Annotated in this window: 14 protein-coding genes and 1 tRNA gene; 3 read left to right on the forward strand and 12 right to left on the reverse strand. The window is 60.0% G+C overall.

The window, feature by feature from the left end; genetic code table 11:
* Positions 1-46 precede the first annotated feature (46 nt).
* Positions 47-123: transfer RNA gene (locus ACTJLB_RS08985), tRNA-Pro, on the forward strand.
* 178 nt (positions 124-301) lie between these two features.
* Positions 302-1,879, forward strand: coding sequence for a site-specific integrase (locus ACTJLB_RS08990; protein WP_440783049.1), 1,578 nt, complete (start codon positions 302-304; stop codon positions 1,877-1,879).
* A gap of 199 nt (positions 1,880-2,078) precedes the next feature.
* Here the strand turns inward: ACTJLB_RS08990 and ACTJLB_RS08995 are convergent, their stop codons facing one another.
* The 12 genes from ACTJLB_RS08995 to ACTJLB_RS09050 form a co-directional block, all read right to left on the reverse strand.
* Positions 2,079-2,720, reverse strand: coding sequence for a hypothetical protein (locus ACTJLB_RS08995; RefSeq protein ID WP_440783050.1), 642 nt, complete (start codon positions 2,718-2,720; stop codon positions 2,079-2,081).
* A gap of 413 nt (positions 2,721-3,133) precedes the next feature.
* Positions 3,134-4,567 (reverse strand): hypothetical protein, encoded by a 1,434-nt coding sequence (locus ACTJLB_RS09000; protein ID WP_440783051.1) that lies wholly within the window; start codon positions 4,565-4,567, stop codon positions 3,134-3,136.
* 237 nt (positions 4,568-4,804) lie between these two features.
* Positions 4,805-6,520, reverse strand: a complete 1,716-nt coding sequence (locus ACTJLB_RS09005; protein WP_440783052.1) for a P-loop NTPase fold protein — start codon at positions 6,518-6,520, stop codon at positions 4,805-4,807.
* Positions 6,521-6,659: 139 nt separating this feature from the next.
* Positions 6,660-7,304, reverse strand: a complete 645-nt coding sequence (locus tag ACTJLB_RS09010; RefSeq protein ID WP_440783053.1) for a type II toxin-antitoxin system VapC family toxin — start codon at positions 7,302-7,304, stop codon at positions 6,660-6,662.
* On the reverse strand, positions 7,241-8,923 hold the full coding sequence (locus ACTJLB_RS09015; protein ID WP_440783054.1) for a hypothetical protein: 1,683 nt from the start codon (positions 8,921-8,923) through the stop codon (positions 7,241-7,243). The genes ACTJLB_RS09010 and ACTJLB_RS09015 overlap by 64 nt, the downstream gene beginning before the upstream one ends.
* A 102-nt stretch (positions 8,924-9,025) precedes the next feature.
* Complete coding sequence (herA, locus tag ACTJLB_RS09020; protein WP_440783055.1) at positions 9,026-10,795, reverse strand: anti-phage-associated helicase HerA; 1,770 nt, start codon at positions 10,793-10,795, stop codon at positions 9,026-9,028.
* Positions 10,792-12,048 (reverse strand): SIR2 family anti-phage-associated protein, encoded by a 1,257-nt coding sequence (locus tag ACTJLB_RS09025; RefSeq protein WP_440783056.1) that lies wholly within the window; start codon positions 12,046-12,048, stop codon positions 10,792-10,794. The genes herA and ACTJLB_RS09025 overlap by 4 nt, the downstream gene beginning before the upstream one ends.
* Positions 12,049-12,159: 111 nt before the next feature.
* The gene (locus ACTJLB_RS09030) at positions 12,160-15,291 is read right to left on the reverse strand and encodes a type I restriction endonuclease subunit R (protein WP_440783058.1); all 3,132 of its coding nucleotides are present in this window, start codon (positions 15,289-15,291) and stop codon (positions 12,160-12,162) included.
* Positions 15,288-16,538, reverse strand: coding sequence for a restriction endonuclease subunit S (locus ACTJLB_RS09035; RefSeq protein ID WP_440783059.1), 1,251 nt, complete (start codon positions 16,536-16,538; stop codon positions 15,288-15,290). Before ACTJLB_RS09035 ends, ACTJLB_RS09030 begins: the two co-directional genes overlap by 4 nt.
* A complete protein-coding gene (locus ACTJLB_RS09040) occupies positions 16,528-18,114 on the reverse strand; it encodes an N-6 DNA methylase (RefSeq protein ID WP_440783061.1) in 1,587 nt (528 codons plus the stop codon). Before ACTJLB_RS09040 ends, ACTJLB_RS09035 begins: the two co-directional genes overlap by 11 nt.
* An 821-nt stretch (positions 18,115-18,935) precedes the next feature.
* Entirely contained in the window at positions 18,936-19,898 is a 963-nt protein-coding gene (gene repC / locus ACTJLB_RS09045; protein WP_440783063.1) for a replication protein C, IncQ-type, read from the reverse strand.
* On the reverse strand, positions 19,895-20,812 hold the full coding sequence (locus ACTJLB_RS09050; protein ID WP_440783065.1) for a helicase RepA family protein: 918 nt from the start codon (positions 20,810-20,812) through the stop codon (positions 19,895-19,897). The genes repC and ACTJLB_RS09050 overlap by 4 nt, the downstream gene beginning before the upstream one ends.
* Before the next feature lie 80 nt (positions 20,813-20,892).
* Between ACTJLB_RS09050 and ACTJLB_RS09055 the strand changes: the two genes are divergently transcribed.
* Entirely contained in the window at positions 20,893-22,104 is a 1,212-nt protein-coding gene (locus ACTJLB_RS09055) for a restriction endonuclease (protein WP_440783066.1), read from the forward strand.
* Positions 22,105-22,145: the final 41 nt, after the last annotated feature.

The following is a 22,145-nucleotide window of genomic DNA, read 5'->3' on the forward strand; positions in this document are numbered from 1 at the left end:
AAGACTCAAACGCCGGTTTAGTCTGAATCGAGTCTGCAGTACACATCGGGGTGTAGCTTAGCCTGGTAGAGCGCTACGTTCGGGACGTAGAGGCCGGAGGTTCGAATCCTCTCACCCCGACCAGATTTTCCTTGTCAAATCAAGGCACAACCGCCCGCTTCGCCGGGCGGTTTTTGTTTTGGCGGCCCGTTTGCGGCAATCTTGCGGCAAATTCCTCCGACGGAAACGCTGCGGCCCGCTGCCGCGAAATCTAAAACCTCCTGGTTAAACACGGTCTTCCTTCCCAACCGGAGACCGCCCGATGGCCAGCATCACCAACCGCAGCCGCTTCTTTGTCGAAGTCAAAAACAACCACGACTGCTACCGCGAATTCCCGTTTCACCGCCTCGCCGACGCCAAGACCTACCACGCGAGCCTCGTTGCGCAGAAGCTGAAGCCGGTCCTCGGCCAGCTCGAGGACACCATCGAGGTGCGCATTCGCCATAAAGGCTGGCCCACGGTGAACTACACCGCGACGTCGGTCGCGGAAGCCGAAGGCATCGTGAACAAAATCGAGGAAGAGCGCAGCCGGGGCCTGTTCCGCGATTACACGAAGGCCCATCAGGTCACCTTCATCGACCTCATCCAGCGCTACATGAAAGAGGAAGGACCGAAGCACAAGGGCTGGGAAAAGGTCGAGCAGTACAAGTGCCGCGGCTGGCTCGAGGACCTGAAGGGCGGCCTCGCGGCGCGGCTCGCGCAGCGCGACACGGAAATTGCGCAGACCGGACGGGCCACCACGCCACGTGGCGCGATGCGCCAGCCGGCCACCGGCCTTCAATGGATGCAGAAACCGTTCGCGCAGGTCGAGACGACCGACATCGAAGCCTACATCCGCGACCGCCTCGATGTGGTCGCGCCAGCCACCGTTGACCGCGAAATCGACGTGCTGTCGGCCATCTGCAGTGTGGCGACGAAAGTATGGAAGTACCGGGTCGACGAAAATCCGATGACGGGCGTGCGCCGCCCGCGCTATTTCAACGAGCGCGACCGGCGCCTGAAGGCCGGCGAGGAAGCGCGGCTGCTCGCCGCCACGCGCGAGGAAGACCGGCTGCGTTCCATCGACCTGCGGGTCGAGGCACTGATGGTAACAGCCCGCGACGAAGCTGCGGCCCACCCGACGGTCTACCGGAAGAAAGCCCACATCCAGGCGGCGCTTGCCGCCTGCCAGACCGAGGCCGAGCGCGACCATGTCCACATTCCGCTCTTCGAAGCCTTCGTCACGTTCCAACTGATGACGGCCGCGCGGCGCGGTGAGGCGCTGAACCTGACCTGGGACAACGTCGATTTTGACGAACGCACGGCCTATCTGCCGGAGACCAAGAATGGCAAGCCGCGCAAGCTGCCGCTGCGCGCCGACCTCATTGACCTCCTCGAGACGCTGCCGCGCGACGACGCCCGGGTGTTCCCGCTCGGCGAGGATGCGCTCAAGCACGCGTGGGGACGGATGACGGAACGCGCGGGCCTCACGAACCTGCACATTCACGACCTTCGCCACGAAGGCATCAGCCGCGTCGCCGAGACGGGACAGTTTTCGCTGGTGGATTTGCAGGCGTTTTCGGGGCACCGCGATACCCGCATGCTGCTGCGCTATGCGCACCTGTGCACAAAGCAGTTGGCCGACCGGCTCGACGCGGCGTTCGGTAGCGCGGCGCCTCACGCGAAGCTGAACGTCCTACACCGCGGCCGCCGGCGCCTGCGCGCGGGCAACGGCCTTACGCTCGCGGCGATTGCCGCGGACTTTGACCAGCAGTCCGCATCGGTACTGGTGGATGGCGATGAAAATACGGAAGTGCCGAAACAGGCGAATGTCATTCCGTTCCGGCGCGCGCAGGCATGATGCGGCCTCGCTTTAGCGGCTCGCACCGACTTAGACAGGCGTTTTATCACCTCCGTTACCTTTTGGCCGCACAAGGACACGTGGCCCTCCACCACTATGCCAACCCGCATCGGCATTGAATTCGTGCAGCGAGATGCAGGGCCAGGCAGGAAGACGAGCCCGCCACAACCGTGGCGGGTTTCTCCACAGAGCCGTACCGCTACCAGTTGTAATCAAGCTTCGCGCTTTCTACGGCCACCTCCGGGGCGGCGATGCAGACCCTCCCCACTCGTGCGAGAAAGAGCGTCGCCTTTACGTCTATGCGATGCCCAGAATATGGCCGCTCGACATCGGGATTCATCGTCACGTTACCGTCGATGGGTATCTCCAGAAAATCGCCAGGTAACGGTAGCTCATCCATCTCGAATTCGACAGGTAGATAGACTTCACGAATGCCGTCACTATTGGTCATGCCCATTTCGCCGGCTGTCTTGTCGTGGTTCAGGACGGCATGGTCAACGAGGTCGCGCACCGCGTCTTCCAGTGCATCGTGCGAGTGATGCAAAGACAGGTCGGGCAGATGTACTTTGAAGGCCGATTTCACTAGATGCGACAGATAAGGCTGCAAGGGGACCAGCCCCAACTGTACCGTGCGTTCGAGCAGCAGCTCTTCGTCGAGGACCGCGTGCGCGGCGTCATCAAGGTTTTCAGATTCTTCCGTTGATGCCTGATAGGCGGCGAGGCTCCTGTATCCGAGGGCTGCGGCGACCAGCTGCTGGGCGTGCCCCAGCTTGAGGTGCACAGGAAGGTCAATACTGAGAGCGCGAACCGTGTAGGCAAGCGCAGAGATGTCCACAGACATGCGATTCTCCAGCGAAGCAGCGGGACACGCGAGCGATTACTGCCCCGTGCCATGCGAGAAGCGCATGAGGTGACGGATGCAATCAGGAAGAAAGATGTCGGTTTTGAGTCGCTCGGAGCTCGGGCGGACGCCTGCGACATAGTATGCACCACTTCTCGCTTCGCGTCCCGCCCCCAAGTGCAACGCTGTCGTCCGAAGGACTTGCTGACCGCAGCGCCACCATGGAAACATTGGCCGAGGATGGGTCAGAAGTTCTTGCTCCCTGCCCGCGACATATGGGTGGTGACGCGGCGCAGTCGGAACCGCTGCGCCACAGGTACCGTGCGAGCGCCGTCGGCGTAGCAACGCTCACAGCCGCGCCATTGCATTCGCATGCGCCGCTCGCGGAGGTAATTTCGCTCCCAAGGTTGATTTCACTGGTCCTTCGGCTTCTCCAGATACTCAACCGTCCGCTCAAGCATGTCGTCAGTTTGTTTCTCCAACTCCGCTGCCAACATTTCTTCTGCCGTCGCCTGCCCTGCTTTGGGTCCGCGCGCAAAGGCTGCCTTCATTCTCTCGTATAGCGCGCCGACACTTTCGGACAGGTCCGCTTTCTGGAAGACTTTCATTTCCTGCGACGTCTGTTCAGCTCCGTGCTTTCGCGCATAGGCCGCCAATCGCTTTTCAAGTTTCTCCCGACGGGTGCGAGTGATTCCGGCAACCGAATCGAAGTAATCAGCCGCGCCGCTGCCGACTAATGTGATTTGCGGGGCAAGGTGCAACAGAAAGGCGGGTATCTCCGTGACGCCAGGGTTGACGATTTCAAGGTGACGCACCGACGTGAATTCCAGCCAATGACGGATAACGGAATTGATATGCAAATCACCCAAACCATATCCGACGCAAACAAGCCGGGAGACAAAATTGATGTTATCGACAAACTGCCTCAGTATCGCGTGCGGAAGAACCTGTGAGTGCCGCGTGTCGAACTTATATGCGCCGGCGAGAAGGCTACGCCGGAGAAACTGCATCACACCAGACTCGTCTGCATATGCAATTTCATTGGTCGCATTCGCTCGACCGTTCGGAGAAGCCGAAAGCGGATAGAAGAGCTCTTCGTTTGCCCCGCGAAGCATATCAAGAATTGATGCGAGACTTCTTTCCTCCGGAACAAGTTTTAATACATCTTTGCCCTCGTTAAAAGTGAACACGTCTAATGCACCATGGATTTTCAGCAGATAGATTCCCGATTCGGGCGGGTTCGGATAGAAAAACGAGCCTCTCGTCAATTCCTCTTCGCTCAGCATATTTGCTCGCAATTCGCCGATTAAAGTTCCTGACTTGTCCCGGCGTGGCAATGAGACCGTACGTTGACTGAAACCTGAGTGAAGGGGTATGTCGAATGTTGCTGCCAGCATCTCAACAATCAAGTCGTGGTTTAGCGAAAATACCCATAGCGGTTCGCTCTGCTTGGCAAGCGCCTTGATACCCTCGTACAACCGCAGATGTCGGGCAAGAAACGCAGAGTTTCTGACGTGGCGGGCGTACAAAATCGCATAGACCATTTGAACAAGCCACGAATACAGGCCGTGGTAGTCCTGCTGGTTCTGCTGATGACGTCGGAACTGCGTCTCGAGGAAACCCAAGAGACTTTCATAATGCAAGTCGGCTCGCTGCAGCACCGACACAAAGTCTTCGATGACACTGTCGGGATGTCCGCCACCTTGTTGACGCCAGCCATGGTTAAACTGTCGCAATTTCTCTGGAGTGAGCCAGGCCTTCAGCTCTCGCGTCAACTCCCACACGAGTGGCATCCCGGCCTCATATGAGGCGCCGGCACCCAAAAACAGGCCTGTCAACTGGCTCATTCTCTCGCCTTACGATAGTTTCGCGGAAACTCGCCCAACGACCAGCTCCGCAACTGTATCTTTGCCGCTATGCGCGGCACCAATGCGACAGTCGCCCGTCATTACGGAAGCGCTTGGCGCGTCGGCGCCGTTGTCTCGTTACCTGCGGATTCGCGCATTGATGCCACGCAGTGCCCGCCTGCAATATCTATCGAGCTATTTGCATCGCCCTCGTCAAGCTCCCGCCGTTGTGCCACGTCAAGCGGAAGCAGGGATGCCTACGGTGTGTAACAGGTTGGAGTTGTTGTGCGTAACGCGGGCAAGAATCCTCGCAAGTCGGGACTCCGGCTCTGCAGCAAGAAGTTCGCGGGCAGCGGAGCTGACATGCGGCAACGCTGACGCCAAATTTCCCTCACTGAGTTGCTCCCAAAACCGCAGAATCACGTGAAGATTGTTCACAGTCGCGGCACGAAACACCTCGACAAACTCCGGCGTTGTGGCCTCCGTGATGACGGCCGCCTCTGTCGAGCTGTACCCATTGCCAGCGCCGACCTTCTCGACAGCTGCTGCGAGCGAAGGGCGGGGGTTCAGTTGCGCCTCACGGTCTCTAACTGCGGCGAGAAGATGTGGCGATAGTTGCGTGCCTCGACTCAGCGTGAGGCCGGCGCGCTCAATATCTTCCGCGGTTCCCTGCTCCCGGATGCGCGCACTCGCTTCAGCGAGGAACGCCTCCGCCTCGGGCGCATCGATTTCCACCAAGGCGTCGTACACCCCTTGACATTCGTCGATAGTCAAACGCGCAGCTATTTTCGGTAAGACGCCCGATATCGTCTGCACAAGGTCCGACGCTGCGACTCGCGGATTCCACCAGACGTCACGCAGCCACGTGGTCAGCTGCTCCCGCTCGGCCACGCTTTGCAGGTTCTCTGCGCGCTGCTGCCAGTAGGCCGCGAACTCACCGTGCAGCGGCGCCCCGGTCGTCATATGCCTCTTAAGGAGGCCAACGAACTCGTCGTCAGCGTCGCCGAGGAACTGCGAGCCGAACTCTCGGACCCGACGTTGGTCCTCGGACATGGATTCCGCAAAAAGGAAGCCGAAGCCACGCGTGCCTTGGACAAGCGCTTCGAACGGGGGAGCACCGGGAATGCCCTGAAAATACACGGCTGTCAGGGTCACGGCCGCGCGTAGCGTGCCCTTCAGCAAGACTTCGTCGAGTTGGCGATTATTGAGAAAAACGTTCTCGACTACATTGAGTACACGGGAGGCGACCCGGATGTTGTTCACACCGAGCGCAACGAAGAAACTTCGCGTCTGCTCGCCGCACGGGACGTCACGTTGCTCCGCCGCAATGTCGTAAGCCTCCTCGGCCGAAATTTCGAGTTGAAGTTCAACATCGATGAGCTTTTCGCGGAACTGTTCGAACGCCTCCACGTCCTTCTCCTCACCGATGCGCTGTTCGTTGAAGATAAAAAGAACTCGACAGTTCCGGTTCTTCAGGTAGTCGACCAGCCCAAGTGTCGCGACAACGTCCAGGTCGCGCCCTCGCCGTTCGAAGTCGTCGAGGACGACGAGTCGACTTTCAATCGCTCTCTCCAGGATTGCGCCACTAATCTGTCCGACGACCCCGGCAGTCAACTGCCCGACCGCCTCCGCCCCTTTGATAAAGGTACCGGCAACCTTCGTCACCTTATCGAACACGCCACCGAGCACGTTTTGCGCGGTGGCCGCACCGTCCGAAATCGTCGCCAGCGTTTCGTTCAGCAAGGCCTTCTTGACCTCGTCCATCGAATTTTTGCCAAACAACGAGCAATAGATGGGCGCCGCGTCGGCGCAGGACATTGCTTCGGCAATTCGCCACCAGAGATGCGTCTTGCCGGTACCCCACGCACCCTTAAGCGCGATGACGCGATAGCGGTCACTTCTAGCGAGATAATCGTGGAGCGCCGCGTAGGTGTCGGCCTGATTCATGTTCATGATATGTTGAAAGGGGGAAACAGCAGCATACAGCAGCGCCCAGTGATGCCACAGCGGCTTGACGCACCAGCACGGATTTGGGTCCTGCAAGCCACCATCGGACTCTCATGCCACGGCCAGACCATGCCACGCCGCGACATCAGTTCCCATCGGTCACGCCGAAAACCACCGTAGCGTTGTCGCAAGGCACGCCGAACGCTTTCGCCACCGACATCAGGTCAGCGTCTCTTGTGAGCAGCGTCATTCCGTTTCGCAATGCTGTTTGCGCAATCAGTACATCCTGAACGTTGTTTCGCTTGCCTTTATTTCTTTCATCGAGCGCACGCCGAAGCCTGTCAAGCTCCGAGCCGCCTTCGCCCCATTTCGCATATCCCCATTTTGAGACGTCCCACACGGCGCCCTCGGTGGGCACGACGCTCTCCCCCGCGCATGCCGCACCGGCTACCGAGACGCCGGCGACCGCGCTCGACGTCGGTGTCATATCGGTCATCAATTCGTTGAAGACTGCCAGCAGCGCCTCGCGTCGCGCTTCGTCGCGTGTCTTGCCGATTTCATCGCGCTGGATGTGGGTTGCGTACAGCCTGTGTGGTCGCAGTCTTTCGATTTCGACACGTCCGTCAAGAACATCGTTAAAGACGTTCGTATCCAGCATGTAACCGCTTGTCATTTTCCACCCTTTCGCGATTGGGTTCGTGCCTTGGGCCCGTTTAAGGATGCCAGTCACAGGACCTGGAATTCGCCCGGCGCCACGCCGAATGAACCCTTGAATATCTGGCTGCACCATTGCTCCATTTCATCACGCGACCACTTTGTCGTCAGCCAGTCGAAATCGAGGTCAAATGGCCCTTCCTCCACCATCCACTGACGGCTCAGAAGATAAGCCGCATTCCATGAAAAGAAATCGTCGAACATCCCCTGGACGTTCTCCCCTAGCTTGTCATGATGAACGCGCGGCTGAACTTCGCCGTCGACAGTGTCCAGAAACAGCGCCTCATGCGCCGAAAACAGCTGCCTTGCAGATTCGATATCGGCGTCACCCTTAACACTAACCGACCAGTAGCCAGGCCAGCAGAAAAACTCCGGGCGCAGTGACTTGTTTTGCTGGAACCGTAAGAATTCGGAGAAGAACAAACGGACGGGAACATTGTGGCGAGCGAACTTCATTTCACTCGCCTCCTGCAGTAGCGCGCGGCAGCTGGCCTGCTCGCTGGACCATTTCGCCACTCTTGACGCAATTTCCATCGGTGTCGGCGAGCCGATGGCGCGCGATAGCAATTCGCTCGCCATTTCGTACTCTTCACGCGAGCATGAAACGACCGCCCCTTTCAGTTCCGGGTACCTGTCGCGAATTGTCCAACACAGGGCCGTAAAGCGGAGGCCGGGGTCTACCGACAATATGAAAGATTCGAAGTGCCATAAGTCGAAGGGGAATCCGTCGCCCGGATTGATTGCGAGGTCGCAAACGAGCAGAAAAAGATTGACTAGCGGGTCGTATGGAGACACGGGCCACGGCTCACCGAGTGCCGACAGAAAAGACTGGAAGGCGTCCACATACACCTTGCCAAACAGTCCGGCATCCCTGCTTACGTTTAGGTCGAACCTTCCGCCGGAAACCGCGCAAAGATACTGAAGCTGACAGAAGCGCGCCTGACCTTCAAATATTTCGCGCAGCCCAATTTCTGCAACGCGAATCGTCGAGCCGAAATAGAAGCCCTCCACCTGCTCTCTTTTCAAGCGCTCGAACTCATGGCCCCAGTTGCGGAAATCCGGTAGGAAATCGAACGTAGGGTCCTCCGAGGCTGCCAACAGTCCGATGACTGACGACCACGCAATATGGTAGGCATGGCCCACGCATTCAAAGTAAGGGTCGGCAACGAAGCGCTCGGCATGCCGGGGAGAAATCATCAATAGCTTTGCGAACTCGATGTCGTGCCAGTTGTTCAGCACCACATTGATGTCCTGCCGGACGGCGCGGTCGATATGGTTCGAGGTCGCATGCAGCAGGTCGAATTTCCGGATGGACTTGATGGGTCCGATGGCATCCACGAGCCGCTGGAGACGTTCAATGTTGATATGCTCCTGCGCCGGGAATCCAAGGCTTAGCAACAGACCGACCGTCGAACCTATGTGCTGCCACCAGTGTATCGTTTCATGAATATACGTCGAGTTCGCCTGAATCACCTCCCAGTCATACTCATTTGCAGCCACCGTGGTTCCCGGCGGCAACCGGTCGAGAAGCCGATGCACCTGCGGCGACAGTCGGACCGTGAAGCTCAGCGGGTTATAAAGTCCGTTCGCGTTGTAGCACGGACCGAGCGTGGACTGGGGGAGCCAGCGTCCGATGGAATCGTCCAGTAGCGAGGTGTCGAAACGCATTGTGGTCAAGACATCGTCGAGCGGCATACGGGACTCGTCGCCCGGAAGCCTTTGCAGGTTGTTGTGCTCAAGTCGCCCGTTACCTTGGTACGCGATTTTACGTGTGCGCAAAACTGCGCCGAGATACGCTTATAACGCTTCGGCGCCGTTCGGTGGAACCGCCCACGCGCCAAACGCTGCGTCGTCCGAGCTGGGTTTCGGCGACGCGTTGGGCGCCCGCACCATCGTGGGCATGGCAACACTGCCGCCGAAAATGATAGCCGTTTGTCGGGGCAAGCCGGCAATTCGCCGAACCTCACGCCTGTCCGCCCATTCGCTCGCCGCCTGGATTGCGCCTAGGTCCCGCTCGGACGTCAGCCGAAACGAGACCCAGTTATTGCACTGCGACAAGACCGTCGGAGAAATTTCCGAAGGCCTCTGAGTGCTCAGCCACAGCGCAAGTCCGAACTTGCGTCCCTCTTTGGCAAGTCGTTCGTATGCCAGCGAATTCTCATTGGCCTCTTCTCCCGAGCCGATGGGCCTCAGGTAGTGATGGGCCTCCTCGAGCACAAGCAAAGTCGGAATCTTGTGTTGCTGCCCCCGCCGGAACAGCTCGTAGGCGTACAGCTCCAGTAGTGAACCAAGTACGAATGGCGTCAGGTCATGAGACACGCGGCGCAGATTGATGATGTGAACCCGCCACGGTACCTCTGCGCCGCCAAAGATTTGCTCAACGAGATGCGTCGATTCCGCCATCCAGCTCAGTGGTGCCCGGGCCCCAAGTCCGCCATGAACGTTCACAACATCTCGAAACATCGGGTCCTCGGCGAACCGATGAATGCGCGTGACGAGAGGCGATACGTTCGAGTAGTTGAACGGGCTGCGCTCAACACCTTGCTGCCCGCCGCGCACAAATGGCTGTAGGCTATGGCTCTCGGCTACCAGCGCCGCTAGAGCCGCCATCGCGGGCCACGCGTTGACCGCTTGCGCCTGACCACCGCGAAGCATCTGGATACGTTGCTCCGCCTGTTGGGCGCCCGCCTGGCGGCAATCGTCGAAGAGGAAAGCCTGGTTGTCTGCTGCCAGTCCGGCGCCCTTTTGCTGCGGAAACCACTGGACCCGATTCAGGTGTTCGAGCGCAAAGGATAACGCCGGCCGCTGCGTCTTTTCGCTAGGTATCAGCAGGCGGTGTAACCCAAATCGACCGAGCGCGTAGTACGGTATCTTGAAGTGCCCCTCTCCTGCACCGCCGATGGTGGTGACCTGAACGGTCCCGGCCGGCAAGTCATCAAGCCGAAAGGCGTCTTCATACTCGCCATTGATGTCGAAGATGACGATTCGCGCTCGGGGCAAGCGGACAATCTGCTGGAGCACCGCCGCCGTAAAACAACTCTTGCCTTGCCCCGAGCTGCCAAGAACTGCGACGTGCCTGGAAACCAGGTCCTCGAGTCCCACGTGGAGTCGTCCACCGCCGCGAAGGTCGTCACCAAGATTGATAGGGACACCCTCAGGCGCGCTGCTGCCGAGAACGGCGCTCAACTCTGTCACCGTAAGTGGAAACGCTTCAGCACCGAGCGGTGGTGTGGCCAGCGAATCGCTGACGAATTTGACGCTGCCATCACTCATTGCGAGTCGTCCAACGACAATGCCCGAAACGTTTCTTAGCGGCTCGCTTTGATGGGTGCTGGAGCCAACGCCCAACCGGTGTGCCTCTTTGGGTTCGGCGAAACTTAGCGACAGCACCTTCATTACAAGCACACGACTGCCGGCATCTAACGCCAGCAGACTGCCCACCTCCGTGACGAGCGAGACGCCCTGGGCGTGGGACGCGAGCTGCCCACGGTGCATGTCGAGCAGGTTCAGCGTGACGTCCGGGCCATCGATTTGAACGACATAACCGACCGGCAGACGGCTTCTCATAGCAAGTCCCTTACATCGGCTAATTCTGCGTCGTCATCATCGCTCTCGTTTCGAAGCGCCTTCTCGAGGCGTCGCATCTCTTCGTCGTAGAGCAGCGGGTCAGGAAGATGCGCCGACAGCTTGTCGAGATGAGCGCCCGCGCCACCGCCCACAACGGTCACGCGGGGATTCCTGAGTGAGAGCAGCTTGCGAAGGGCCGCGGGCAGTACCGCAGCGGCTACATCGCCGGTAAATCCCGGGAAGTAGATGACGAGTTGAAGCGTCGGGTTGAGCAGCGCGGACCGAAGAAGACGGTTTATATGTTCGTCTCCGAACCCGTAGCCGGATATGAGCAGGCAAGTCTGAGGCCTGGACAAGAATTCCGAGAACCGGCGGAAAAGTTCGCCGAGTACAAAGCCGACTGTCTGCATGTACTTCGCGGCACGCGGCAGAACCATCAAGCCCAATTCGGTCTCGGTGTCGTCGTCAAGGAAATGGCTGATTTGTTTCCATGCAAACGACGCCGGCACTTCAAAAACTTGCCCCGACTCTTCTCGCCAGCTGAGGGACCCATGCAGCTTTGCAAGATAGATGTTGTAGACACCAAAGCGCGCCTCACCACGGGCCTGGATGTTCCGGAAGCCCAGGTCGAAGCTCTGGGGTGAAAACCGACGGCTGTGAGTGCCAAGGAACCCGTTAACAACCTGCAGGTCCATCGACTCTGCTGCCCACTCAATCGCCAGGTCGTAGTTGGTGGTGAACACCCACGGGGACGCCTGGCCGGGTTGCCGTGCGGCGACCAATTTCTGCAGGATGGCTCTATGATGCTGCAGATGGTCCTCGTCGGCCTCGGCTCCGATAGGTGACGCCCACCAGTCCCGCTGAAGCAACGCGGCGCGAACGACCGCACGGAAGATGGCGGCGCGCGCGGTCAGTAGGCCGTCGACCTCATCGCGGCCAAACCGTCTCCATTCAGCCAATGCGATTTCGAGCGTATCGATAAGCTCTTCCACATTGGGCGGGACACAGTTGTTTCCTTCCGCGAGCGCAACCGCATCGATAAATCGTTCCGTCAATAGCCAGTTGGCAGCCGCGGGAGCCTGCTCTACGAACTCGCTCCACAGGCCCCACATGGTCTTGCCGCCCACGGGCACGGACGCACCAGCACCCAAAAGGACGCCTACGTTTTCCAGCCGCAAAAGCGATGCTAGATGCGCCTGAAGCTCAATCTCGTCTACCAAGGGTGTCGCACCGCGCACCGCCACAATTGCCATATCAACCTCGCAGCATCCATGACCACTTCGTTAAACGTCGCATGCGGCCTTACTCGCACATTCAGGGAAACTCCGGGGAACTGCGCCGAATATCTCTTTCCCCATAAGCAGTTATGCCCATTCGGCCGAAAGCGATTCCGCCTGCCGTAGCACCGTGTCGGTCGCCTCCTCCTGGCGGTCAGGCGGGTATTTGTAGCGCTTGAGTAGCGTCTTCACCATCACCCGCAGCTTCGCGCGCACAGTCTCCCGTTTCGCCCAATCCACTGTCACAGAACTGCGGAGCTTCACGACGAGCTCAACCGCGATTTTCTTCAGGGTTTCGTCACCAAGTTCCCGCACCGCCGCCTCGTTGGTCGCCAGCGCGTCATAGAACGCCATCTCGTCGGGGCTCAGCCCCAGACGCATGCCCTGCTGGGCCGCCTCCTGAAACTGCTTCGCCATTTCGATGAGCTCCTCGATAACCTGCGCCGTCTCGACCGCCCGGTTACGGTAGCGTGTCAGGCTTTGCTGAAGCAGCTCCGAGAACTTCGCACCCTGCACGACGTTGGTCTTGAAGCGCGCCTTGATTTCGCCCTTCAGCAGCCGTTCCAGCAGCTCGACCGCGAGGTTGCGTTCCTTCATGTGGCGCACGTCTTCAAGGAACTCGTCGGACAGCACGCCGATATCCGGCCGCTTGAGGCCTGCCGCCGCGAAAATGTCGATGACTTCGGCACTCACCACCGCGCGACTGATAATCTGCCGCAGCGCGTGTTCCTTCTGCTCGTCGGCCAGCGCCCTGTCTGCGCCACCGTGCTTGGTCAGCGCCGCCTTCACGGCCTGCATGAAGGCCAGCTCATCGCGATACTGGAGCGCTTCATCGAGCGTGCAGCACAGCGCAAAGGCCTTGCTCGCCGCAAGCACCGTGTCCGCAAAGCGCTTCTTGCCGTCGTCGAGACCAAGCACATGGTCCGCCACGGGGGGCAGCAGTTGCCACGCTCTGGCCCGGAACTCGTCGTAGGCAACACCGTGCAGCATGGTGTGCAGCACGTCCATCTGCTCCTGGAGGATGGCGAGGGCGTCATGCGCATCGATGGTCGGCTTGCCCCGCCCGTGAGCCTGGGTGTAGGTGGCCAAGGCCGCCTTCAGCTCGTTGGCGATTCCGATGTAATCGACCACCAGCCCGCCCGGCTTGTCCCTGAAGACGCGGTTCACACGCGCGATGGCCTGCATCAGGCTGTGCCCGCGCATCGGTTTGTCCACATACATCGTGTGCATGCAAGGCGCATCGAAGCCGGTCAGCCACATGTCGCGCACGATGACGAGCTTGAACTGGTCGGCCGGATTCTTGTAGCGCGTTTCGAGGCGCTTGCGCACCTCCTTTGGATAGATGTGCGGCTTCAGGAGCGCCTTGTCGGACGCCGAACCCGTCATCACTATCTTGACGGCACCCTGCATCGGGTCGTCGCTGTGCCAGTCGGGCCGCAGCGCGACGATGGCGTTGTACAGATGCACGCAGATGTCGCGGCTCATCGCGACAATCATCGCCTTCCCGTCCATCACGGACTGCCGGTTCTCGAAATGTTCGACGATATCGGCGGCAATCTTCTGGATGCGCGGCGGTGCACCGACGAGCTGCTCGAGCGCGGCCCAGCGGCGCAGCTTCGCCACCCGGGCTTCATCGGTTTCCTCGTCCTCGGTGAGTTCCTCCACTTCGCTGTCCAGCGACGAGACATCGGCCTCCTTCAGTTCTAGGCTGGCAAGCCGGCTCTCGTAATAAATGGGCACCGTCGCGCCATCCTTCACGGCCTGTTCGATGTCGTAGACGTGAACATAGTCCCCGAACACGGCCCGTGTGTCGCGGTCATCCAGCGAGACCGGTGTGCCCGTAAAGGCCACGAACGTCGCACCGGGCAGTGCATCGCGCAGGTACTGCGCATAGCCATAGCGCACGGCCGTGACGCCGGCCGGGTCCGACTGACCGGCCTTCTCGCTTGCGACCAGGCGCGCGTCGAAGCCGTACTGGCTGCGGTGGGCCTCGTCGCAGATGACCACGATGTTGCGCCGGTCAGACAGCACAGGGAACGTGTCCTCGTCCGCGCCAGGCGTAAATTTCTGGATGGTCGTAAAGACAATGCCGCCGGACGGCCGGTTGGCCAGCAGGCGCCGCAGTTCGGGGCGGGTGTCGGCCTGCACCGGCGTTTCGCGCAGCAGTTCGCTGGCACCCGCAAACACGCCGAAAAGTTGGTTGTCGAGGTCGTTGCGGTCGGTGACAACCAGCAGCGTCGGGTTACCCATGCCTTCGTGCGCCATCAGCGCACCTGCGAGACAGGTCATCTCAATGCTCTTGCCGGCGCCCTGAGTGTGCCAGACCACCCCGCCCTTGCGGGAACCGCCCGGTGCAGACGCCTTCAGCACGCTTTCCACGACAGCGCGCACCGCGTGGAACTGGTGATAACCGGCAACCTTCTTGACGAGCTCGCCTTCGTCCTCGAACAGGACGAAATGGTGCACGTAGTCGAGCAGCAGGTCACGCTGGAAGAGGCCCAGCGTCAGCGTTTCCAGCTCGCGCATGGTGCCGAGCGGGTCGGTCGTGACGCCATCGATGGTGCGCCAGGCCATGAAGCGTTCGCGGCTTGCAGTCAGCGAACCCATGCGTGCGCTCGTGCCATCGGAAATGACCTGCAGCGCATTGGCGAAAAAGAGGTCGGGGATGTCCTGCTGGTAGGTCCGGAGCTGGTTCCAGGCGGCCCAGATGTCGGCGTCCTCGTCGCCTGGATTCTTCAGCTCCACCACGACCAGCGGCAGACCATTGACGAACAGCACCAGGTCCGGCCGGCGCGGCCGTTTGGCCCCCTGCACCGACAACTGGTTGACGGCCAGCCAGTCATTGGCAGCGACGTCCGAAAAATCAACCAGGCGCACCCGGTCGCCACGTGTCTGGCCTTCTTTCTGGAACTCCACCGGCACGCCGTCGACCAGCCAGCGGTAGAGCTGACGGTTCGCGTTTACGAGGCCCGGCACATTGGGATTGAGGACGTGGCGCAGGGCATCGTCACGCGCGCCGCCCGGAATGTGCGGGTTGAGGCGCGCGATGGCATCAGCGAGGCGGTGTCGCAGCACCACGTCACGGTAAGTGTCGCGTTCGGCACCCGGTGTTTTTGCGTCCGGCGGCGAGATGTCGGGACCGTGGGCGGTCTGCCAGCCCAGGCAGTCCAGCCATTTAAGCATCGCCTGTTCTACCGCGTCCTCGCTGATGCCGCTCATGCAATGACCTCACCCAGTTGCGCTTGGGCCTCAGGCAAGCGGAGTTTGCCGGAGATGAGGCGGGGAAGCAACGAGTCACGGATGGCCGTAAGTGTTCGCGCCTGCTCCGCGTTGCGTCGCATGGAGCGACGCACTTCAACTACAACGTCATCGAATGAATGAAGTGCCGCCGCACTTGGTCTCGCCAAGTTAATTCGATAAGCGTTCTCGCGATTGAGACCGGGCACGGCGGCGTCAGTATTCATCGTTTCTAGACCGAGGCGCTGCATTGCGTAATAGCAGTACGTCAGCGGGACACCCTTTGGCCGAACATAGAACGTCGTATCAATTGCATAGAACGGACCATCTTCCCAATACAAACTTCCAACAGTCCCTTTTCGACCGACAATAATCGAACCGCCTTGGACGAGGGGTTCATCATGAAACCCAGTCACACCGCCAGAGCCGTAGACAGGAATCGGGCCATCACGACGTTCAGTTGATTTCAGCGCCTTCCCGTAAGAAAGCTCAAGCAAATCACCAAGTCGGACGCAGTTCCACCCCTTCGGAATCGCCCCCAATGCCGATTCTTCAAACTCCGCAGGAAACAGCGCCGCCGTTTCCGTATCCATGCCTTCCGGCTCACGGCCTTCAGCCTTCGCGCGCACCGGGTCGAAGTCGATGAACCAACTTTTGAACACGGCTTGGGCGATGGCTTCGAGCGTGGCGTTAGTTTGAAGAAGAAGCAAGCGTCGCTCATCAATTGCAGACAGTAAGTCTGCAATTACCCGCTGCTCGGGAAGCGACGGCAAGGGAATTTTAAAATCTGAGCAATCCCCAACGCGGATATGCGACACGACGGACCCCGACCCCTCGTGCGCGCCAAACTGATGCTGAAGCTGCGGAGACAAGAAGGCGTAACAAAGAAATCGCGGGTCGAGAGCTGCGCGATTTGCGCGGTACTGCATCAGGCGCTGACCAAGGAAGATGGTCTGGTTTCCACGCACAAGACCTACCTCGCCAATCGGTGCCTCGCGCGTGAGAATGACGTCTCCGTCAAGGAGGGGCGCACGCCGAGTCCAAGTACGAAAGGTCGCCTCGTCAACAAACCTGCAATCTGACAATTCGATGAAACCATTGCGCACGTTGGTTGTGCGAATCATGCGATACGGTGTCTCATACTCTACGACCGGCGCGGTCTTGTTCACGCAGTCCACGATGAGTTCGCAGCAATCTGCCACTCGGACAATCGGCCATTCAGACGGCATACCCGAGCCCTCCGAGCTTCTCACGAATGACCGTATCCAGCTGCGCCCCCTTCGTCATGAGCTCCGCTAGTTGAGCGGTCAGGCGCTCCATCTTCTCGTTGAACGCCTCATCGTCATCTTCGGCTTCCTCAGCTCCGACGTATCGACCAGGTGTCAGGACATGCCCATGTTCGCCAATTTCGGCCAGCTTCACGGCTCGGCAGAAGCCCGGCACATCAGCATAAGGTTCATTCGCACCGTCTTCGCCATCGGCGCGCCAGCGATGTACGGCTGAGGCAATCTTGGCAATGTCTTCGTCATCGAACACTCGCACCACGCGCGTTTCCATCCGCCCAAGCTTGCGTGCGTCGATGAAGAGCACTTCGCCGCGCCGGTCACGCCCGCGCTTACCACCTGGCACTGCCGCGCCGCTCTTGTCCTTGGACAGGAACCACAGGCAGGCCGGAATCTGCGTATTGAAGAAGAGCTGCGGCGGCAACGCCACCATCACGTCCACCACATCGGCCTCCACCATCGCCCGGCGGATATCACCCTCGCTACCCTGATTGGTGGACATGCTTCCGTTGGCCAGCACCACGCCGGCCTGCCCGCGCGGGCTCAGGTGATGCAGGATGTGCTGCAACCACGCGTAGTTCGCATTGCCGGCCGGTGGCGTGCCGTGCAACCAGCGGCGGTCTTCGGTCAGCCGCTCGCCGCCCCAGTCGCTGATATTGAACGGCGGATTGGCGAGCACGTAATCAGCGCGCAGGTCCGGGTGCTGGTCCCGGTGAAAGGTATCGGCAGGCTCTTTGCCGAGGTCGGCGGCGAAGCCGCGAATGGCAAGGTTCATCGCCACCAGCCGCCAGGTCGTCGGGTTCGCCTCCTGGCCATAGATGCTGATATCGTCCGCCTTGCCGCCATGCGCCTCGATAAATTTTTCGCTTTGCACGAACATGCCGCCCGAACCGCAGCACGGGTCATAGACGCGTCCCTGGTGGGGCGCCAGCACCTCGACCAGCACCTTGACCACCGAAGCAGGCGTATAGAACTGACCGCCCTTCTTGCCCTCGGCGGTGGCGAACTGGCCGAGAAAATATTCGTAGACCTCGCCGAGCAGGTCCTTCGCACGGTGGCCCTCGCCGAACCCGACGGTGGAAATCAGGTCCACCAGTTCACCAAGGCGACCCGGCTCAAGCTGCGTACGTCCGAAACGCTTATCGAGAATGCCCTTCAGGCGCGGATTGTCAGCCTCAATGGCTTCGAGCGCGGCATCGATACGCACGCCGATGTCGGCCTGTTTCGCCTGCGCCCGCAGCGTCTCCCAGCGGGCCGATGCCGGCACCCAGAAGACGTTGGCCATGGTGTAGTAATCGCGCTCTTCCAGCGCCTCTACATGGTCGTCTGCGTCGGGCAGATAAAGGTCGTCGTGCCCGTCAGAGAACGCGGCGGCAAGCTGTGCGCGGCGCTCGTCGAACGCGTCCGAAATGTATTTGAGAAAAATGAGGCCGAGCACGATGTGCTTGTATTCGGCGGCATCCATCGATGAGCGCAGCTTGTCGGCGGCAGCCCAGAGGGTTTTCTTGAGGTCCTGATTCATGTTATGCGTTTGGAATATAGCGTCCCCAGCGCCACCGCCGGATGCGAGTCGGCACAATTCTACTCGCGCACCAAGGCTCTTGGTTCAGCCACATTCCAGATAGCTTTCTGGACCTCGGCCATGCCATCGTGATTGACTTACGTTATCCGCCCTGTTAGTTCGCCCGTTCTACCGCCGTCCCGGCCGTTCATAGCACGGCTGGCTCACTGACCATAGGACGGCGTCCAACGGAGGCTTGACGGCCCTGGGAACCGCGCACAATTGCCTCCGGCAACGACGGTGTCGCGACCATGCCAGGTGTCTGGCCCATGCACGTTCGACAATCAGAAAGGCATGGCAGGGGCTGACGCCCCGTGGAAGGGGCCTTGTACAAAAGCCGATGTCCAAACCCGCCGCACAGTGCCAAGCACCTCCGCTCCGGGAGGGCAACGCCTTCCCACCTGCCTAATCCCAATGGCCGCCTCTCGCTCCCCCGGTACCTTTTCACACAAGGCCTACGGTCGAACTTCTCTCATTCTCCCGGGACTTCCTCACCACCAACGGTGTCCTACCAAGATAGCGCGGGTGCCGCGAACCGCAGGGGAAAGCCTGCGTCGCCTGAGGGGGCGCCCCACTCCTCTTCCTTAAATGCTCTTTCTTTAGAAAGAGCTAGAGTGACGCCGGTAAAATTCGGCCAAAGCCTTGACTGGCAAGGCAACCAGGAATCCACCTCGTTCGCGTAATGCCCTGCTCCGTTCGCGAAATGACGCTGCGTAACGCGAACGCGCAATGGGCCCGGCTATGCTTCAACCGGTTGCTCCAGTCGCCCAGTCGGACGCAGTTCACAGGCACATTGCGGAAACGTCCACTGTGGTGCGCGTCGCCGAAGCGCTTTCGCGGCGCACAGGTGCCGTTGCACAGGCGTCCTTGTCGGGGACGCGTCTTATCCGTTTCTTGCCTTTGCTCGGCTGCCAATCGGTCGACCACCGAACGATTCGCACCAGCCCAGGCGTTCCGAATACTTCCTTGATGGTCCAGCCTTTGACACCTGCGAGTTCGCGAAGGGCGTCGCGGATTTCCTTTCGGCGTCGCCGCAAGGTACCGTCGGGCACATCAAGGCCGGACCAGACATAGGTGGCCAAAGTATCGTGCCTGAATTGCATCGTCTCTCCGGGGCGCATCCGCACCGACAGGCTGCAATGCAGCGCCCGGGCGCAATCCGTCGTCAGTAGCAAGCGCTGCCCCAAAGATACCGGCGAATACTGGCCGCCGAACAGCGTTTCGGCCAACCTCCAGTTCAGCAGCACATCAACGCCCGCACTATCACCGCGACGCCAGCTCATCAGGCGCGACGACATCTGCTTGTCGTTACCCGCATACGTCCAGACCGTCACTTCGCATAGGCGCTCGAGCTCACGCCGAATCTGGCGTAATGCGCTGCCCCCGCTGAACTCCCGCCCGAGCCGGCGGCATAGCTCTGCAAAACTCACATGAAGACTAACCAGCCTGCGTCTTCGTGGTTCATCACCGGGATACAGTTCGTCCTCCATCGCAGCAATGCGCGCCCCGTGGCCGGCACCGTCAATCTGCTCCTGCGCAAGTTCAAGCAGCACCAAGACGAGGGTTTGCTCCGGAATTCCGAGCCGGTCCGGACCGCGCCAGCGCCACGTCAATCCACCAAACTCATAGGAGATATCGAGTTTCGGCCTTGCGCCATTCGGCAGAGAGCTGAATACGCCGGAAAGCGCCAGTGCTGTGTCGTAGCGAACCGGACGAACTTCGACAAATTTTCCAGGCTCATTCATTGCGTGACCCTCTTGCGTCGTACGCCACCTGCTGTGGAGTACTCGCCAGACCACCGCACGAGTGCCCCGGTCTCCGGAATCTTTCTCAGGACCACCGGCTCCGCCGGCTGCACGTAGTTGGCCTTGGAGACGTCGAATCGCACGAAAAACCGACGCTCCTGGTTCGCAATCCCCAGTTTCTCGGCGAACGGCTCGGACAGGCTCGACAGGTTCGCCTGCCACCGGACACCATCGGTCAGAGCGGACGAACCGCGCGACGCCGTCGCCTGGTCACCCGTACCGCTCAAGGTCGAACTGCGGTTGGTATGGTGGGCGAGCAGCACGGCGGCGCCCGTCCTTTTGGCAATGCGCTGGAACGCCTCCACCACATCGGTCATATGCCCGCTGTCGTTCTCATCGCCATTGTGAAACCGTCGCAAGGGGTCAACCACAACTAGCCGCGCCCCCTCGCAGCACCCCAGAATCTGCTTGAATCCGTCATGATGGATACCGTCGCCGTCTGTACAGAGCAACCGTCCCTCTCCGCCCAGCGGATACATAAAGAGGTTCGCGGCGAGACGGTCAACTATAGCCAGGCGCCTGAGGCGGTCATCGGCCTCCAGACCGGCGAATAGTTGTCCAACTGCCCCGTGAAGACGGTGATGCAGGACATCGCGTGTTTCTTCAGCGAAAATAGTGACGACCTTGCGCGGCGCCGATGGCGAACTTCCCTCCAGTGCCCCGTCGAGCACCGGCCGGCCCGCGGCAATCGCCAGCGCGGCCTGCATCAAAAGCATGCTCTTTCCCGTGCCGCCCGGCGCCGTGACGACGCCGAGTGAGCCAGCCAGCAGACCCGGCAGGACATGGTCGAACTCCGGCGGCGTGGTGGTCAGGGTCTGCCGGATATCAAGTTTCAGTGCGCTCAGATTGAGCATTTCACGCCTCCGGCAACATGCTCAGCAAGCCATGCATCCACATCGCATGGACGCCAGCGCAGTAGGCGGGTCCCAGGAATATGCAGGCGCGGGGGTACCGCAAGTGGGTTACGGCGGAGGTCTTTCTTGATGGTTTCGGGGCTGCGCCGGAGAAGCGCGGCCAGCTCATCGAGGTCAAGGAGTTTCATGGTTCGTCCCTACGAAACGGTTTTTCGGGACACGTGAAAGCGGGCTATGCCGGCACGTGCCGTTACGTGCCAGAAGACGACGTAACGGCTCGTCTAGAGCATTTGTTTATACCCGCCCTACTCTCATTAGTGAGCATCCACTTGCCGCCAAGACGGGTAAAATCGCTGCACCTAGAAATCGACAACAGAACCATGGCCATTCCTTCGTTCCAAAACTTCTTTTTGCCGTTTCTGAGCTTCATCGCTGATGGGAAGGAATACACGAAGAAGGAACTGGGCGACCACCTGGCCAAGACGTTCGACCTGTCCGAGGAAGACGTCAATGAAGTGCTGCCGAGCGGACGCCAGACACGCTTCATGAATCGTGTGGCGTGGACTCGCACATACCTGGCAAAAGCGCTTCTCGTGGAATACTGTGGTCGAGGCCGTTTTCGGATTACACAGCGGGGACGCGAGCTTCTCGCAACGAACCCGGCGAAGCTCGATATCCGGGCATTGAAAAAATATCCGGAATTTCAGGCATTCCATCAGGGAAACACTGACAGCGCTGGCGGCGCCAGCGCTGACGAGCAGGTGGTCACTACAGAGACCCCCGAAGAGCGCCTTGAGTCCAGCTACCAGGCCCTTCGACGAGAACTGGCGCAGGCTCTGTTGCAGCAGATATTAAACGCGTCCCCTGCATTCTTCGAGCAACTCGTCGTCGACCTCCTCGTCGCCATGGGTTACGGCGGTTCGCGGGCTGACGCCGGCAAGGCGGTCGGTCAGAGCGGTGACGAAGGCATCGACGGCATCATCAAGGAAGACCGGCTGGGGTTGGATATCATCTACCTGCAGGCGAAGCGCTGGCAGAATCCGGTGGGACGCCCGCAGGTCCAGGCGTTTGTAGGCAGCCTTGTCGGCAAAGGCGCGGGAAAAGGCGTGATGCTTACCACGTCGCGCTTTACCGACGACGCCCGGCAGTTCGTCAGGCATCTCCAGCAAAAGGTCGTGCTCATCGATGGTGAGGAGCTCACCGGGCTGATGATTGATTTCAGTGTCGGCGTATCAGCCACGGCGCAATACGTGGTTAAGAAGATAGACTTCGACTATTTTGGCGAAGAGTAAAAGCTGAAGCGCAGCTCAAACTGAAGAGATAATCTGCCCTA

Source organism: Paraburkholderia sp. 22098 (assembly GCF_052045935.1).
Lineage (GTDB): Bacteria > Pseudomonadota > Gammaproteobacteria > Burkholderiales > Burkholderiaceae > Paraburkholderia > Paraburkholderia caledonica.